This is a genomic window from Pseudarthrobacter linnaei, assembly GCF_055412825.1.
The window spans coordinates 259,466-275,481 of the sequence record NZ_JBVAYX010000002.1 but is presented as its reverse complement, the minus strand read 5'-3'; the positions used below and the strand labels follow the sequence as shown (position 1 = coordinate 275,481).

Annotated in this window: 14 protein-coding genes; 10 read left to right on the top strand and 4 right to left on the bottom strand. The window is 70.6% G+C overall.

Going from position 1 to position 16,016, the window contains the following annotated elements:
- Window positions 1–24: 24 nt before the first annotated feature.
- The 3 genes from ACZYZ3_RS03275 to ACZYZ3_RS03265 all read right to left on the bottom strand — a co-directional run bounded on the left by ACZYZ3_RS03275 (window position 25) and on the right by ACZYZ3_RS03265 (window position 2,922).
- A complete protein-coding gene (locus ACZYZ3_RS03275; RefSeq protein ID WP_463962408.1) occupies window positions 25–753 on the bottom strand; it encodes a hypothetical protein in 729 nt (242 codons plus the stop codon).
- Between the two features lie 44 nt (window positions 754–797).
- The gene (locus ACZYZ3_RS03270; RefSeq protein ID WP_463962407.1) at window positions 798–1,544 is read right to left on the bottom strand and encodes a DUF5058 family protein; all 747 of its coding nucleotides are present in this window, start codon (window positions 1,542–1,544) and stop codon (window positions 798–800) included.
- 103 nt (window positions 1,545–1,647) lie between these two features.
- Entirely contained in the window at window positions 1,648–2,922 is a 1,275-nt protein-coding gene (locus ACZYZ3_RS03265; protein ID WP_463962406.1) for a M20 family metallo-hydrolase, read from the bottom strand.
- Between the two features lie 296 nt (window positions 2,923–3,218).
- On the opposite strand from ACZYZ3_RS03265, the gene ACZYZ3_RS03260 reads away from it, so the two are divergent.
- Complete coding sequence (locus ACZYZ3_RS03260) at window positions 3,219–4,190, top strand: LacI family DNA-binding transcriptional regulator (protein ID WP_463962405.1); 972 nt, start codon at window positions 3,219–3,221, stop codon at window positions 4,188–4,190.
- Between the two features lie 22 nt (window positions 4,191–4,212).
- Here ACZYZ3_RS03260 and ACZYZ3_RS03255 read toward each other — a convergent pair whose 3' ends face one another.
- Window positions 4,213–5,190 (bottom strand): phosphatase PAP2 family protein, encoded by a 978-nt coding sequence (locus tag ACZYZ3_RS03255; protein WP_463962404.1) that lies wholly within the window; start codon window positions 5,188–5,190, stop codon window positions 4,213–4,215.
- A 166-nt stretch (window positions 5,191–5,356) separates the two neighbouring features.
- Between ACZYZ3_RS03255 and ACZYZ3_RS03250 the strand changes: the two genes are divergently transcribed.
- The 9 genes from ACZYZ3_RS03250 to menD all read left to right on the top strand — a co-directional run bounded on the left by ACZYZ3_RS03250 (window position 5,357) and on the right by menD (window position 15,895).
- Window positions 5,357–6,730, top strand: a complete 1,374-nt coding sequence (locus ACZYZ3_RS03250) for a glycoside hydrolase family 32 protein (protein WP_463962403.1) — start codon at window positions 5,357–5,359, stop codon at window positions 6,728–6,730.
- 250 nt (window positions 6,731–6,980) lie between these two features.
- Window positions 6,981–7,505, top strand: coding sequence for a DUF6993 domain-containing protein (locus ACZYZ3_RS03245; RefSeq protein WP_463962402.1), 525 nt, complete (start codon window positions 6,981–6,983; stop codon window positions 7,503–7,505).
- A gap of 13 nt (window positions 7,506–7,518) precedes the next feature.
- Window positions 7,519–8,307, top strand: coding sequence for a class E sortase (locus tag ACZYZ3_RS03240; protein ID WP_463962401.1), 789 nt, complete (start codon window positions 7,519–7,521; stop codon window positions 8,305–8,307).
- Window positions 8,308–8,310: 3 nt separating this feature from the next.
- Window positions 8,311–8,466 carry a hypothetical protein gene (locus ACZYZ3_RS03235; RefSeq protein WP_463962400.1) on the top strand — a complete coding sequence of 52 codons (156 nt, stop codon included), beginning with the start codon at window positions 8,311–8,313 and terminating at the stop codon, window positions 8,464–8,466.
- Between the two features lie 3 nt (window positions 8,467–8,469).
- Window positions 8,470–9,474 (top strand): o-succinylbenzoate synthase, encoded by a 1,005-nt coding sequence (locus ACZYZ3_RS03230; protein WP_463962399.1) that lies wholly within the window; start codon window positions 8,470–8,472, stop codon window positions 9,472–9,474.
- Window positions 9,475–9,577: 103 nt separating this feature from the next.
- Window positions 9,578–9,760, top strand: coding sequence for a hypothetical protein (locus ACZYZ3_RS03225; protein WP_463962398.1), 183 nt, complete (start codon window positions 9,578–9,580; stop codon window positions 9,758–9,760).
- 193 nt (window positions 9,761–9,953) lie between these two features.
- Complete coding sequence (locus ACZYZ3_RS03220) at window positions 9,954–12,044, top strand: PhoX family protein (protein WP_463962397.1); 2,091 nt, start codon at window positions 9,954–9,956, stop codon at window positions 12,042–12,044.
- A 168-nt stretch (window positions 12,045–12,212) separates the two neighbouring features.
- On the top strand, window positions 12,213–14,105 hold the full coding sequence (argS, locus tag ACZYZ3_RS03215) for an arginine--tRNA ligase (RefSeq protein WP_463962396.1): 1,893 nt from the start codon (window positions 12,213–12,215) through the stop codon (window positions 14,103–14,105).
- Window positions 14,102–15,895 (top strand): 2-succinyl-5-enolpyruvyl-6-hydroxy-3-cyclohexene-1-carboxylic-acid synthase, encoded by a 1,794-nt coding sequence (gene menD / locus ACZYZ3_RS03210; RefSeq protein WP_463962395.1) that lies wholly within the window; start codon window positions 14,102–14,104, stop codon window positions 15,893–15,895. Before argS ends, menD begins: the two co-directional genes overlap by 4 nt.
- Window positions 15,896–16,016 lie beyond the last annotated feature (121 nt).

Below are 16,016 nucleotides of genomic sequence, written 5' to 3'. Positions count from 1 at the left end.
TCAGTGAGCATGGTTCGGATGCGCCTAGTTCACCAAGGTGGTGGCGGCGGGCGCGTCCTTGCGGGGCCGCAGGAACCACGCCAGGGTCGCCGTCAGGAGGACCACAATCCCGGTGGCCGGCTTGGCGAGCGCCGGCACGGCGGGGACCAGGACGAAGAGGACCACGACGGCGACGACGACGGCGATGACCGTCACCCGGGGCTGCTTCATCGTGACGACGAGCTGGACCAGGACGGCGCCGATGATGGCGGGGAAGATGTAGAGCCGGGCGACGTCGACGATGTCGGTCGGGATGACGCTGACCAGCCAGGTGCCTAGCACGCCGACGAACAGCAGCATCGAGAACACGTGCACCATCGCGGCTCCGCAGATGGCCATGAGGGCCGCAAACTCGCCCCGTTTGGTGCCGGCCTTGGCGCCGACGGTCGCCTGGGCCACCAGGGCCGACGGGAGCAGCTTGTTGGCGATGTTGCCGATCATGAAGGCCTGGTACATCGCGGCCGGGCCGAGGACGGGGTAGTAGGTGATGGGCTCGACGAACCACAACACGAAGAACGCGGCCGCGACGGCGAAGAAGGCCGTCCAGACCTGGCCGGAGGTGATGCCCAGGTCGCCGAAGAGCACCAGGTAGAGCGGAGCTGCGACCGAGAGGATGAGTGCGGAGCCCATGGTGATCTGGCCCCAGCGGGAGGTGGTGCGGTCGAATTGGAGGAGGGTCGCGGCGCGGGAGGCATCAGTATCGAGAGCGGTCATGAAAATCAATCCTTTCGAGACGGGATATGGCTGGAGTTCGCTGCCTAGGCAGCCATGCCGGACGTGTGGGCGGCGTAGGCGACGAACAGGCCAACCAGGATCGAGATCCCGAGTCCCCATTCCCGGAGCCACGCGGCGTCGAACTTCTTGGCCAGCGCGAGGCAGATGCCCATGACCAGGGCGGACACGATGACGGTGATGATATGCACCGGGGTCTTGCCGAGCTCCGCAATGCCGAGGCTGGCGAACGCCCCGATCAGGGCGGCCGCGGGAACGATCGCCATCAGGGCCGGGTTGACCTTGCGCAGTTTCGAGTCACCGCGCCGGAGGATCGGGGTGAGGATCAACGTGGAAATCATCCACATGGCACCGGACATGCTCATCGCCATGAAGGCCACCGCAAAGACGCTCTGGTTGTAACCCGGGCCGCCGAGCGTTGCCCCCATGGTCGTGGCGGCAAGGCTCGCCGATGCGGATTCTGTGGCTGCAGAGCCCACCAGGCCGATCCGGACCAGCACTGCGGGCGTCCCGAACAGTGTCATCAGCGCAATGCTGACCAGCACGACGGCGAGGGACGGGCCGATCGCCGCCACGGCACCGGCACGGAAGGATTGTTTCAGCTCGGTCTCGGAAATGTCAGCGGCGGGCCCCGCCTTCCTGGCCGCGCGCATGTAGATGACGGTCTGGAGAATGATGGCCCCGAAGACGCCGATGGCCAGGACCCACAGGACTGGGATGTTGGCGATCGCGAGAATGTCCGTGGAGGCCCCGGAATTTGCTGCAGTACTCATGGATGCTCCGATACTGGATGAGGATGTGAGCGGAAATGGAGTGGCGTGCTGCCGGGTCAGTGGAGGTCAGGGCGGTTCAGTTGTCAGGTCCAGGCGGTTCAGGTCAGGGCTGCGGTTCCAGCTCGGCGCGGTCGAGCCGGGTCAGCGTCTGCGCGAGCGCGACGACACCGGTGGCAATGTCCGCGAAGTCGGTCCATTCCTCCGGGCAGTGGCTCTTGCCGGCCCTGGACGGGACAAAAATCATGCCCATCGGCGCCAGCGCCGCCATGTGAACGGCGTCGTGGGTGGCCCCGCTGGGGATAGGCATCCATGGAATGCCGATGGCGTCGGCGGCCGCGGCCGCGACGTCGTGGATGCCGGCGTGGGCGTGCACCACGGTGTTGTCGGTGGACCAGTCGAATTCGACGTCGACCCCCAGGCTCCGGGCGTTGGCCAGGATCTCCTCGGCCAGCCGGCCGCGGACACCGCTGAGCCAGTCGTTGTCGACGCTCCGGACTTCGCTGGTCATCCGGACCAGGGAGGGCACCACGTTGGGCGACCGCGACTCGGATTCGACCCGGGTGGTGGTGGCGACCCCGTGGTTGGGGGCTCCGCAGCCTTCGCGGCGGACCGAGAGCACCGCTTCGGCCGCGGCGACCATGGCGTCCTTGCGATCATTCATCGGCCGGGTGCCGGCGTGGTCGGGGCTTCCCGTGAAGGTTGCGACGAGGCGCTCGATCCCGGTGATCGCGGTGACGATGCCCAGCGGCAGCCGGCGCTGTTCCAGCGTGGGGCCCTGTTCGATGTGCAGCTCGATGAAGGCATGCAGCGGCGCGGTGCGTGCCCAGCGTGTCTGGAGCACGGCCCCGGGATCGAGCCCGAAGTCCCGGTACGCCTGCCCGAGGCTGACTCCGCGGTAATCCTGCCGGTCCAGGTCCGCGCGCGTGAGTTCGCCGGCGATGGCCCTGCTGCCCAGACAGCTGAGGCCGAAGCCATTGGATTCCTCGCCGAGGAAATCCACCACGAGGAGGTCGCGGCTGAGCCGTTGTCCGGATTCCCGCAGCAGCTGCACGGCCTCCAGCGCGCCGAGCACTCCCACGACGCCGTCGAAACGGCCGCCGCCGTCGACCGTGTCCGTGTGTGACCCGGTCACCAGCGCCGGGGCGTTGGGGTCGGTGCCCGCCAGCCGGCCAACGATATTGCCGGCAGTGTCCACCTGGACCTCCAGTCCTGCGGCAGCCATCCGTTCGGAAATCCTCTGCCGGGATTCGCGGTACGCCTCGCTGAACACTTCCCGGGTCCAGCCTGGCCGGGTCGCATCCCGGTACCTGGCCAGGTCCAGGATGCCTTGGCCGAGTCGTTCGGCGGCTTCCTGGCTCTGATCGGTGAGATCGAGCATCGGGCTCCTTCGTCGAGCATCGGTCCTAATGGATGACGGACAGTGCAATCGATTGCGCTGCACCCGTAACGGGTACAAAGCGGTGGGAATGTTTCGTACATCACACTAGAATCCGGTTGTTTCGTCAAGGTTTCATCGCGATTGCGATGTGACGATCATCCGGGCGTTGCGGACCAACGCAATCCTTTGCGTCGAATTTTTCCCCGGATGGCCCTAAACTTCTTGGAACAGAAGGGGGCACCGCCATCGCCGACCAACCCGCATCCGGGCGCTCCAAACCCGTCACGCTGGCCACGGTGGCCCGTCACGCCCAGGTGCATGTCTCCACGGCCTCCCGGGCGCTCAGCGAGGACCCCGCCGGGATCAGCACCGAGACCGTCCGGCGCGTGCGCGAGCTCGCTGCCATGCTCGGTTACCACCGCAATCTGGGCGCCGCCGGGCTCCGGACCGGAACGTCACGACTGATTGGCGTATTGGTTCCCCGCCTGACCGATCTGGCGCTCGCCACGATCTACGAGAGCATCGACGCGACAGCGGAATCGGCCGGCTACAGCACCGTAGTAGCGAACACCTACGACGATCCCGAGCACCGCCGGGCCCGGCTCGATGCCATGCTGTCCCGGCGGATGGACGGTGTGATCATTGGGGATTCGCACATCGGCGACACAGCCGGCTACGAGCTGCAGAGCCGCGGCGTTCCCTATGTGCTCGTGATGCGCCGGCTGGAGGGGCATCTGTCCGTGGCGACCGATGACGAGCTTGGCGGCAGGCTGGCCGCGCAGCACCTTTTGGAATTGGGTCACCGGCGGGTCGGCATCATCGCCGGGGACCTGCTGGCGAGCACCGGACGAGAACGGTCCCAGGGCTTCCGGCGAGCGTTCGACGCGGCCGGCTATCCGGTGGAGGACCCGTATGTGGTGAGCACCGGATTCGGCACGGCTGCCGGCCGCGTGGCCGGAGCGCAGCTGCTGGCGCTGCCCGAGCCGCCCACGGCGATCTTTGCCGTGGACGACCTCACCGCCCTGGGCGCGATGGGTGCCATCCGGGCCGCCGGAAAAAGGCTGCGCGAAGACGTTGCGCTCATCGGCTACAACGACCTCATCCTGGCCGACAACCTGCCCGTTCCACTCACGTCAGTGCGTTCGGACCTGCTGGCCATGGGCCGGCTCAGCGTCGAGGCCCTGCTGCAGGGGATCGGCGGCAAAACGGCGAGCTCAACGCTGCTCCCGCCGGTCCTGGTGCCGCGGGCGACGACTGTGGCTGACTAGACGGGTCCCGCTGCCCTGCCGGTCAGCGGCGCGGCGCGGTCCGCCGTCGGGCCGCATGCCCGAACAGCCAGACGCCGGCGACCGTGGCGAGGTAGCCCGCGATGATGATCAGCGCGGTCCCGGCCCAGAAGTAGTGCGTGGTGCTGCCCGCCAGTCCGGTGCCGGCGGCGACACTGAGCAGCGCAAAGGCGGCCACAGCGGCCGCGGCGAGCCCGGCCAGCAGCATCAGCGCCAGCCACAGCCGGGAGGAGGCCCAGTGCCGGCCGTAGCCGTCCCAGACGTTCCAGCGCGGACCCTGGCGGATGATCAGCCAGCCTGCCGGGAGCATAAACACGGCCACGACGAGGAAGGCCGCGACGACGTCGGCGGGCCGGTGCCACTGGTTGATCAGCGTGGAGACCCCGGTGGCGACGGCGAAGCTGCCGCCCAGGAAACCGGCGAGCGGCCGCCAGCGCGGGGAGACCATCAGGAACACCGCCGCCGCGGCCGACGCCGCGAGGGTGGTGTGGCCGGAGGGCAGCGAGTTCAGCTCCAGCGTCTCGATCCCGCGGTAGGGCCGGTCGGGGGAGATGCCCTTGAGGATCTGGGTGGCGACGTTGGCGCCCACGCAGGCGGCCACGGCGATCCCGGCCGCGGTCCAGCGCCGCTTCAGCACGGTGACGATCAGGACCACCACCGCGGAGATCAGCAGGGACAGTGCGGGCAGCGAGTCGAGGAGCTTGTTGGCGGCCTTGCCGGCGGTGCCGTGGATTTCGACCGCCTCCACGAGTGCCGATTCGTCGATGAACTGGCCCGTGGTGGTGCGGACAAAGAAGTAGTAGGTCCCGGCCAGCGCGGCCATGCTGGCGAGGGTGGCGAGCAGGAACAGGAACCCGGTGCCCCGGCCCTGGCGGCCGGCGGGCTCTGCAGGGGAGTCCTCCCGGGAGTCCTCCCGGGTGCCGGTGCGTGGGCCCGCGGCGCGCGGGGTCGGCGGCTGCGGGTACTCCGAAGCCGGCTGCATGCTGGTGTGTTCCTGCCGAAAAATCATCGATCTCAGGTTCCCACAGAACCCTGCGAACTTTCTGAGGGGCCACCTCCGGGCAGATCAGGGCGGATGCTGGGAGCGCATTCGCCCTGATCTGCCCGGCGGGCAGCCCTCCGCCCGCGGCGCGGGTAGTGTTTTGGCCATGGACACCGCGGCGCAGCATCCGGACCGAGCCTTCCCCCGCTTCCATCCGCGGCCCGCGCAGGGCTGGATCAGCGATCCCAACGGCCTGGGCTACGCGGACGGCCGCTACCACGTGTTCTTCCAGCAGAACCCGGACTCGGCACGGCACCACAGCATCTGCTGGGGGCACCTGAGTTCCCCCGACCTGGTCCACTGGGACGAGGAACCCGTGGCGCTCCGGCCCCAGCCCGGCGGGCCGGACGCGCTGGGCTGCTGGTCCGGTGTGGTGATGGACGACGGCGGCGTCCCCACCGCCGTCTATTCCGGCGTCGACACCGTGGGCGGCCGCTCCCGCGTGGTCCTGGCCCGGGCCGATGCGGCCCTGCGCACCTGGACCCAGGAGGGGCACGTCGCGGCCGAGGTGCCCCCGGACCCGCAGGTCACCGCCGTCCGCGACCCGTTCCTCTTCAGCTTCCAGAGCCGCCGCTTCGCCCTGCAGGGCGCCGGGCTCGCCTCCGGCCAGGCCGCCGTGCTTCTGTACAGCGTGGAGGATGTGCGCCACTGGAGGTACGAGGGGATCTGGTTCAGCTCCGAAGACCCGCTCGCGGCCCGGCACCTGCCCGCGGAGATCTGGGAGTGCCCGCAGCTGGTCCGGGTCCCGGACTCCTCCGGCGCCGAAACGTGGGTGCTAATGGCCTCGCTCTGGCTCGCGGCGGACCACCACGACCACCCCAACGGCGTCGGCTACCTCCTGGGCTCGCTGGCGGCGAACGGCAGCGGGCTGCCGGTGTTCAGGCCGGCTTCGGGCGGAAAAGCGGACCTGGGGCGGGAGTTCTACGCCCCGCAGCTCCTCGCGTTGCCGGACCGGGTGCTGCTCTGGGGCTGGTCCGCTGAGGCCGAGGATTCCCAGGACCGCCCCGGGCGCAGCCAGGCGGAGACGGACGACGCGGGCTGGGCCGGGATCCTGACCTTCCCGCGCCAGCTGTCCGTGCACGGCGGGGTCCTCGCCGTCGAACCCGCACCCGAACTACGCGCCTACCGCGGCGACCGGCTGCACCACGGCGCGGCCGGCACGATTCCTGTTCCGCCGGCGTCGGAGGTCCGGGTGGCCGGGGGAGAGGGCACGCTCCGGCTGGTTCTCGTCTCGGCGGGGCGGCGTCGGACCGTGTTCGCCGACACCGTGGCCGGCGGCGATGAGCTGCGGATCTTCGTCGACGCCTCGATCGTGGAGGTCTACCGCCACGGCTCGGTGCCCGCGACCCTGCGCGCCTACCCGGGCCCGGGCGAGGAGTGGCAGCTCGAGCTGCCGCACGGCGCCGCGGCGGACGTCTGGGAGCTCCGGCAGCCGGAGCGGCCGGACGGTTCCCGGCCCGCGGAGGCACCGACGGCATGACGGCGCGGGCACGCGGGACATGCCCCACTCTTGCGTCGAGGAGTGGACATAGTCCCGATATGTCCACTCCCGGGCGCGCCAAGGGGCATGTCCGCTGCGCCCGCCGGGCCGCGGGAGGGCATGCCCGGTCTTGGACGCGCCAGATGGGCATCCCCGCCGCGTTGGCCAGGCAGCCGGAGGGCATTCCCATCCCGTCGGAGCCCGGGTGCGGGTGCGGGTGGCGCCGGCCCCGGTATGGGAGGATGATCCGGTGACTTGCCCTGCCCCCGCCCCGCTCCGCAGCTCACGCGGCCGCCGTTACGTGGGGATGGTTGCCATGGTGCTGCCATTGGTGATCGGGATGGCTGCGTGTTCGGCCCCCGCACCCGCGGTTACCTCCAGCCCGGCTGATTCAACCGGCCCGACCGGCGGCACCCCGGCTGCGGGCGGGCAGGCCACGGAGGCCCCCTCCCCGGGAGTGACCGGGGCGTCCCCGGCCGCTCCGTCCGCCGTTTCCGGTGCCGTCGAGGCGGCGCTGCAGGCGCTGATGGCTTCCTCGCCACAGCCCAGCACGGCGCAGGTCCGCGAGAGCCTCTTCGCGGCGGGGTTCGCCCCGGCCGCCGTCGAGGTGTCCGCGTCCCGCACCCCCACCGGACTGGCCGCGGACGCCGTCGAGGTCGGAGTGCTGGGCGGGAACGAATGTGTGATGGCGCAGCTCCGGTCCGGAACTGTGGCCACGTCAGTCTTGCCGGTTCTTCCGAACGGGCGATGCTTCATTGGCAGCGTCCAGCGGTAGCAACAGGAGTCGCATGTCGAAGGTACTGAACCGCCGCGCCGCCGTCGCGCAGGAAACCCGCCGCACCCGCCCGCGGCGATCGCTGATGGCTGTCCAGGTGGCGGGGGAACTGCTGATCACCCTCGGCGTGATCGCGGGCCTCTTTGTCGCCTGGCAGCTGTGGTGGACCAACGTTGAGGCCGATGCGGCCCAGGGGGCTGCCGTGAAGCAGTTCGTCCAGGAGCACCAGGCGCCCATCCCTGATTCTTCCGGCACCCTGCCGGCGGACACGGTCCCCGCGGCCACGCCGGTCGGCACCGCGCCGGCCCACGGGACGGCCATCGGGGTCATCTACGTTCCCCGGTTCGGTGCCGATTACAGCCGCCCGATCATCGAGGGCACCAGCAGCGATGTCATCGACACCCTGGGCCTGGGCCGTTACGCAGGCACGGCGATGCCGGGCGCCGTCGGGAACTTCGTCATGGCAGGACACCGCCAGACCCACGGCGCGGTCCTGGACAACATCCACACCCTGGTGCCCGGGGACAAAATCTACGTCCAGACGGCCGACGGCTTCTACACCTATGTCTTCCGGAACCAGGAGATCGTCCTGCCGGACCGGACCGACGTGATCCTGCCCGTGCCGGCGCAGCCCGGCGCGGCGCCGGAGCAGCGGCTGCTGACCCTGACCAGCTGCAATCCGCTCTTCGGGTCCGAGGAGCGGATCATCGCCTACTCGGCCTTCGAATCCTGGCAGCCGCTCAGCGCCGGGCCCCCGGCGCCCATTGCCCAACAACTCGCCGCACTGCAGGGGAAAGGCTAGACCATGTACCTTTGGCTGTTTCAGCACCTTCCCGGGCCGCTCTGGCTGCGGATCCTGCTTTCGGCCGCTCTCCTGGCGGGGGCGCTGTTCCTGCTGGCCGAGTTTGTCTTCCCCTGGCTGGCCGATCTCACCAACCTGACTGACGCGACGGTGGGCTGAGCGGTGCCTGCGAGCTCGCACCTACCGTCCCTGGAGGAACTCCTCGCCGGCGCGCACGTGGTGAGCCTGCCGATGCGGGTGAAATTCCGCGGCATCCTCCGGCGCGAGGCCCTGCTGCTGGACGGCCCGCGGGGCTGGGGCGAATTCTGCCCCTTCCCGGAGTACGGCGACCCGGAAGCCTCCCGCTGGCTCGCCGCCGCGATCGAGGCCGGCTGGCAGAGGTTCCCGGAGCCGCGCCGTCAGCTGATTCCGGTCAATGCCACGGTCCCCGCCCTCGCCGCGGACCGGGTCCCGGAAATCCTGGCCCGCTTCGGCCGGGTGGATGCCGTCAAGATCAAGGTGGCCGAACCCGGGCAGAGCCTCGACGACGACGCCGCCCGGGTCGCCGCGGTCCGCGCGGCGCTCCCGGACGCCGCAATCCGGGTGGACGCGAACGGCGGCTGGGACGTCGCGACCGCCGTCGCGGCACTGATACGGCTGGCCGACGTCGGGCTCGAATACGCCGAGCAGCCGGTGCCGGACATCGCCGGCCTCGCCGAGGTCCGCCGCCGGCTGCGCGCCGCCGGGGTCCCGGTGCTGATCGCCGCGGACGAGAGCGTGCGCAAGGAAGACGACCCGCTCAAGGTGGCCCGCGCCGGCGCCGCGGACCTGATCGTCGTGAAGGTGGCACCGCTCGGGGGAGTGCGGCGCGCCCTGGACATCGTGGCGCAGGCCGGGCTCCCCGCCGTCGTCAGCTCCGCACTGGACACCTCCGTGGGAATCCGCGCAGGACTGGCACTCGCCGCCGCGCTGCCGGACCTGCCGTACGCCTGCGGGCTGGGGACCGTGTCGCTGCTCGCCGCCGATGTCACCCGGGATTCCCTGGTGCCCGACGACGGCGCCATCCGGGTCCGCGACGTCGCCGCCGATCCGGTGTTGCTGGCCGAACACGCGGCCGCGCCGGAACGCCGCGAGTGGTGGCTGGAGCGCCTGCGCCGGGTCCACGCGGTGCTGGCTGCCGACCGGTGACGCCCGGGGTTGCGAGGAAAGTGGATGCGGACGCGGCGACGTTGCCGCCGGAAATGGCCCAAGAACCGAATATTCGTCATGACCACCCCGGTACCCCAGCAAGTTGACGAGCCTGGCTAAGGCCACGCCTGCGGAGGGCCGGAACGCGACCCCCAAAGTCGGGCTGCTGCGCATGGTCCAGGGCCGCCTTGGGGGTGCGGCGTCCACCTCGCCCACAAAGGCCATCGCGTTGATGTCGATCGTGCCGATCCGCAGCTTCCCGGACAGCCGGATCCGGAGCGCGTAGGTCCGGTGTCAACCGCCGCAACGCTCCGGACGCCGATATTCCGGTGATGCATGCTGTAGGAGCATCTCCCTCACATCTGGCGGATTTCGGGGCGACGCCCGGTGTTCACCAGGACTTCATGCGAGAGTCGGCTCCGTGTAGTTTGCGGCTGGGACGGTGGGCAGGCCCCCAATTCCCCGTGGAAGGTCTCTCCATGTCTGTCTCCTCCGGACGCAAATTCTCCCTGCTCCCGATGCTCGGCCACACCAAAGGCAAGCGCAGCGCCGTCACCTGCGCGCTGAAGTGCGACAATGCCTGCACCGGCGAGGTCTGCAACACCAGCTCCAACGACTACTTCCGCGACATCGCCTCCGCGACCATGTCCCGCCGCGCCGCCCTGGGCTTCGGCGCCGCCGGTGCGCTCGCCGTCGCGTTCGGCGGTGCCCTGGCCTCGCCCGAGTCCGCAGTGGCCGACGGCGGCCCCGGCCTGTCCGCCGCCGCCAAGAACGGCTACGGCCACGGCAAGTCCAAGCTCAAGTTCACGGCGATCGCCCCGGTGGATGCCGCCGTCGACGCCGTCACGGTCCCGGAAGGCTTCACCTGGCAGCCCGTGATCCGCTGGGGTGACCCGATCTTCAAGGACGCCCCGGACTTCGATCTCGACAACCAGACCGCAGCAGCCCAGGCGCGGCAGTTCGGTTACAACAACGACTACACGGACATCCTCGAGATCCCCGGCAGCAAGAGCCGCCGGGCGGTGCTCTTCGCCAACCACGAATACACCAACGAGGCCATCATGTTCCCGGCCACGATGCCCCCCGCGGACGTCCGCGCGATCGGTGCCGCAGCGCACGGGCTCTCCGTCGTCGAGCTGGAGCGCAAAAACAAGAACAAGCCGTGGTCCTACGTCAAGGGCGCGAAGCTGAACCGCCGCTACCTGAACGACACGGCGTACCAGCTCACCGGTCCGGTGGCGGGCTCGCCGCTGGTCCGCACGAAGGCGGACCCCACCGGCCGCACCATCCTGGGCACGCTGGGCAACTGCGCCGGCGGCACCACCCCGTGGGGCACCATCCTCTCCGGCGAGGAGAACTTCAACGGGTACTTCGTCGCCCCCGGCACCTCGGCCGAGGACAAGCGCTACGGGCTCACCAACAAGCCCACGGCCCGGCAGTGGGAACTCGACGATCCCCGCTTCGACACACGCAACCCCGACTCCGCCAACGAGGCCAACCGCTTCGGCTGGATCGTGGAGGTCGACCCCTTCGATCCCACGTCGACCCCGAAGAAGCACTCCTCGCTGGGCCGCTTCAAGCACGAAGGTGCCAACGTGATCGTGGCCGAGTCCGGCCATGTGGTGGCCTACTCGGGCGACGACGAGCGTTTCGACTACCTCTACAAGTTCGTCTCCGCCGCGAAATACCGTGAGGGCGACCGCAAGCACAACATGACGTTGCTCTCCGCGGGCGACCTCTACGTGGCCCGGTTCACCGGCAACTCCCCGGCCGCCGAGATCACCGGCACGGGCGCTGTCCCGTCCGACGGCGGCTTCGACGGGACCGGCAAATGGCTGCCCCTCGTCGTCGGCGGAGTGTCCCACGTGCCCGGGATGTCCGTGGAAGAGGTGCTGGTCTACACCCGAGTGGCCGCGGACAAGGTGGGCCCCACCAAGATGGACCGCTGCGAGGACGTCGAGCCCAGCCTGCACACCGGCAAGGTCTACGTCGCCTGCACCAACAACTCGGACCGCGGCAAGGCCGGCAAGGAAGGCGCCAACGAGGCCAACCCCCGCAACGAAAACCGCGACGGCCACGTCGTGGAGATCACCGAGACCGGCGGCCAGACATCCACGTCGTTCACCTGGAACCTGCTGATGGTCTGCGGCGATCCCGCTCAGGGCGACGTCACCTATTTCTCCGGTTACCCGGTGGACAAGGTCTCGCCCATCTCCTGCCCGGACAACCTTGCCTTCGACTCGGTCGGCAACCTCTGGATCTCCACCGACGGTGCCCCCTCCGGCATCAAGAAGGCCGACGGGCTGTTCAAGGTCACCCTCGAAGGCGCCGAGCGCGGCCGGGTGGAGCAGTTCCTCGCCGTCCCGCGCGACGGCGAGACCTGCGGGCCGATCATCCGCGATGAGGAGCGCACCGTGTTCGTCTCCGTGCAGCACCCGGGCGAGGACGGCACGTTCGGCGCGCAGCTGTCCTTCTTCCCGGACTACGTGCCTGCGGGGACGACGCCGACCCGGGGCCAGGCCCGCGCCCCCCGCCCCTCGGTAGTCCAGGTCTTCCGCACGGACGACTAACCCCGCCCGCCCCACCCCACCTCCACTCCCGCAAAGCAACGCGGGGTCACATCCGGCCCATGTTGGGGCCCGTGATGGGCGATATCTGACCCCGCGTTGCTTCCGGGGTGGGGGAGCCGGGGGTGTTGGGGAACTGATAATTTGAACAGTGTGAATAATCCGGCCGAAATGGTTGTCCCCAGAGTCCAGGCAGCAATTGCCAGCGCGTTCGGCGAAGAGTACCGCGGGACCGATCCGGTGGTCCGGCCCTCGCAGTTCGCGGACATCCAGATCAACGCGGCCATGGCGCTGGCCAAGAAGGTCGGACTGCCGCCGCGGGAGGCCGCCGCCAGGATCGTCGGGGCCCTGGACCTGGACGGGATCTGCACCGCAGTCGAGATCTCCGGACCCGGCTTCATCAACCTCACCTTCGACGGGACCTGGATCGAGGAGCTGCTCAACGCCGCGTCTCCCGGCGCCCCGGCCGTGCCGGCGGCGGAAGCCCAGCGCGTCGTCGTCGACTATTCCTCCCCTAACGTCGCCAAGGAAATGCACGTGGGCCACCTGCGCACCACGGTGGTGGGCGACAGCCTCGTGAAGGTCTTCGAGGCGCTGGGCGACACCGTGATCCGGCAGAACCACATCGGCGACTGGGGCACCCCGTTCGGCATGCTGATCGAGCACTGGCTGGAGATCGGCGAGGACTCCCCGGAAGCGGCGCTGCTGGTTGATGACCCCAGCGCGTTCTACCAGGCCGCCCGCGCCAAGTTCGACTCCTCCGCCACCGACGCGGACGGCTTCGCCACCCGCGCCCGGCAACGGGTCGTGGCGCTGCAGGGCGGCGACGCCGAGACATTCGCCGTCTGGCAGCGGCTCGTGGCCCAGTCCAAACGCTATTTCAACGCCATCTACTCGATGCTGGGCATCAGCCTCACCGACGACCACATCGCCGGCGAAAGCTCCTACGACGCCGACCTGGCACAGCTGTGCCAGGAGCTCGAGGAACGCGGCATCGCCCGGATCAGCGACGGCGCCCTGTGCACCTTCCCGGCCGGCTTCACGGGCCGCGACGGCGAGCCGATGCCGCTCATCATCCGCAAGTCCGACGGCGGCTACGGTTACGGCACCACGGACCTCGCCACCATCCGCTACCGGGTCCGCGAGCTCGAGGCCCACCGCGTCCTGTACGTCGTGGGTGCGCCGCAGAACATGCACCTGCGCATGGTCATGGCCACTGCCCGCGACGCCGGGTGGCTGCCGGACACTGTGGAGGCCGTGCACGTGCAGATCGGCAACGTGCTGGGGGAGGACGGGAAGATTCTGAAATCCCGCTCCGGCGCCCCGGTCAAGCTGATGGCGCTGCTGGAGGAGGCCGTGGACCGCGCCCGCGCCGTCATTGACGCCAGCAGGCCCGAACTCACCGAGGCGGAGCGCGCCGTGACGGCCCGGCAGGTGGGCATCGGCGCGGTCAAGTACGCCGACCTCTCCGTGGGGCACGACACCGAGTACGTCTTCGACTTCGACCGGATGCTGGCCCTGAGCGGCAACACCGGACCCTACGTGCAGTACGCGGCCGCGCGGATCCGCTCGATCCTGCGCAAGGCCGGGGTGCTGGAGCGGTACACCGCGCTGGAGGCTGCCGGGGCAGCGTTCGGTGCCGCCGGGACCGAGGTCGTGGGGACCGACGCTGCCGGGACCGCTTTCTCGACCGACGCTGCCGGGGCAGGGTTCGGTGCCGCCGGGACCGAGGTCGTGGGGACCGACGCTGCCGGGACCGACAGCGACGGGGGGACGCCCGCGACTCCGATCGCCGTCGTCGAACCCGCCGAACGCGCCCTGGCCCTGCACCTGCTCGAGTACGGCGCGACGCTGTACAAGGTGCGCGAGGCGCTGGAGCCGCACCGGCTCTGCACCTACCTGTTCGAACTCGCGCAGCTCTTCACGGCCTTCTACGACCAGTGTCCCGTGCTGAAGTCCGAGGATTCGGTCCGGGAATCGCGGCTTGCCCTGTGCGCCCTGGTGCTGCGCCGGCTGTCCGGGGGCCTGGACCTGCTTGGCATCGAGACGCCGGAGAACATGTGAGCTCGGAGGAGCTGAGCGCGCTGGATGCCGCGCGGATCGCCGTCGCGGCCCTGCTGCTCGAGGGGGTCCGCTACGTGGTGGTGGCACCGGGATCCCGCTCCGCCCCGATGGCCTACGCCCTGGCCGAGGCCGACGCCGCCGGCCGGGTCGAGCTGCTGGTCCGGATCGATGAGCGCGACGCCGGCTTCACCGCCCTCGGCCTGGCCCTGGCCACGGGTGCGCCCGCTGCCGTGCTAACCACATCCGGGACGGCCGTCGGCAATCTCCTGCCGGCGGTGATGGAGGCCAACCACGCCGCCGTCCCGCTCGTGGTGATCTCGGCCGACCGCCCCGAGGAACTCCGCGGGACCGGCGCCAACCAGACCACGGCGCAGCCGGACCTGTTCGGTGAGCATGTCCGTTTCGGTGCGGATGTGCCCGCCGGCAGCGACCCGCGCCGTGCCGTCGAGACCGCGCTCAGTGCCGCCACCGGGGCCTTCGAGGACACCCCGCCCGGGCCGGTGCACCTCAACCTGGCCTTCCGCGACCCCCTCGTTCCCGCCCCCGGCGACGGGCTGCCGCCCGAGTCCGGCCGCCGGGTGTACCGCGCGCCCCGCGGCCCGCTGGACCTCGATTTCCCGCCCGCCCCGGCCGGCCTGCCGGAACGGCGCACCGTGGTGCTGGCAGGGCACGACGCCGGCCCGGTCGCCGAGGCGTTCGCCCGCGCTCACGGCCTGCCGCTGCTGGCCGAGCCGTCCTCCAACGCGCGGTTCGGGCCCAACGCGGTGGGACCGTACCGGCTCCTGCTCGAGGCGTTCGGCCCGGAGTCGGCGCAGCCGATCGAGCGTGTGGTGCTCTTCGGCCGGCCCACGCTCTCCCGGCCGGTGGGCGCCCTGCTGGCCCGCGCCGACGTCCCCTCCGCGCTGTACCAGCCGGTTCCGGTGGCCTGGTACGAGCCCGGCCGCCGCACCGAACTCCCCCTGAACAACCTGGGTGACCTCGCCGACTTCGCCGGCCGCGGCTCCGCGGCGTGGCTGGATGCCTGGCTCCTGGCCGGGGCCGCCGCGCAGCACGCCGTGGACGTGGTGCTGTCCGGGACCGCTGCTGGGACCGGGCCCGCGGCGTCCGGGTCTGGCGCGGGCGGGCACGCGGCGTCCGGGACTGCGGCGCCGGGCCCCGCCGTCGGGCCGGCCTCGACTGGACCCGCCGTCGGCGCCCTCGTCTGGGAACACACGCGCGGGCAGCTCGTGCTCGGCTCCTCCAACGGCATCCGCGACGTCGACCTCGCCGGCGCACCCGCCCCGGAGCCGGCCGCCGTCGTCTTCGCTAACCGCGGACTCTCCGGCATCGACGGGACCCTCGCAACGGCGACCGGCATCGCGCTGGCCGGCCGGCAGGAAACCACGGTGCTGCTGGGCGACGTCACCTTCCTGCACGACGCCGGCGGGCTGCTGCTCGGCGCCGGGGAACAGGAGCCCGACCTGCGGATCGTGGTCCTCAACGACGCCGGCGGGGCCATCTTCGGGCTGCTGGAGCACGGCGCCGTCGAGGCCGCGGGCCAGTACGGCACCGCCGTCGAACGCCTCTTCGGCACCCCGCACAGCGTGGACCTGGCAGCACTCGCGGCCGCGTACGGCGTCGCGCACCGTTCGGTCAGCACGACGGCGGAGCTCGCCGCGGCGCTCGCGGAACCGTGGGAGGGCCGCAGCATCATCGAAGTGCACACGGACCGGCGCGGGCTGCGGCAGCTGCACGGACACATCAGGGCCGCCGTGGCCGCCGCAGTGGCCGGAGTCCTCGCGACGGAGTAGCCCAGGCGCGTTCGCCCGCTGCGCCTCCGCTGCGGACGTGGCGGGGCGGCCAGCGCTGGCGGGGAAGGGCGGGTCCACGTACCAGGCGCGGGGCAGCCCGGTCTCGCGGCACGCTACATGC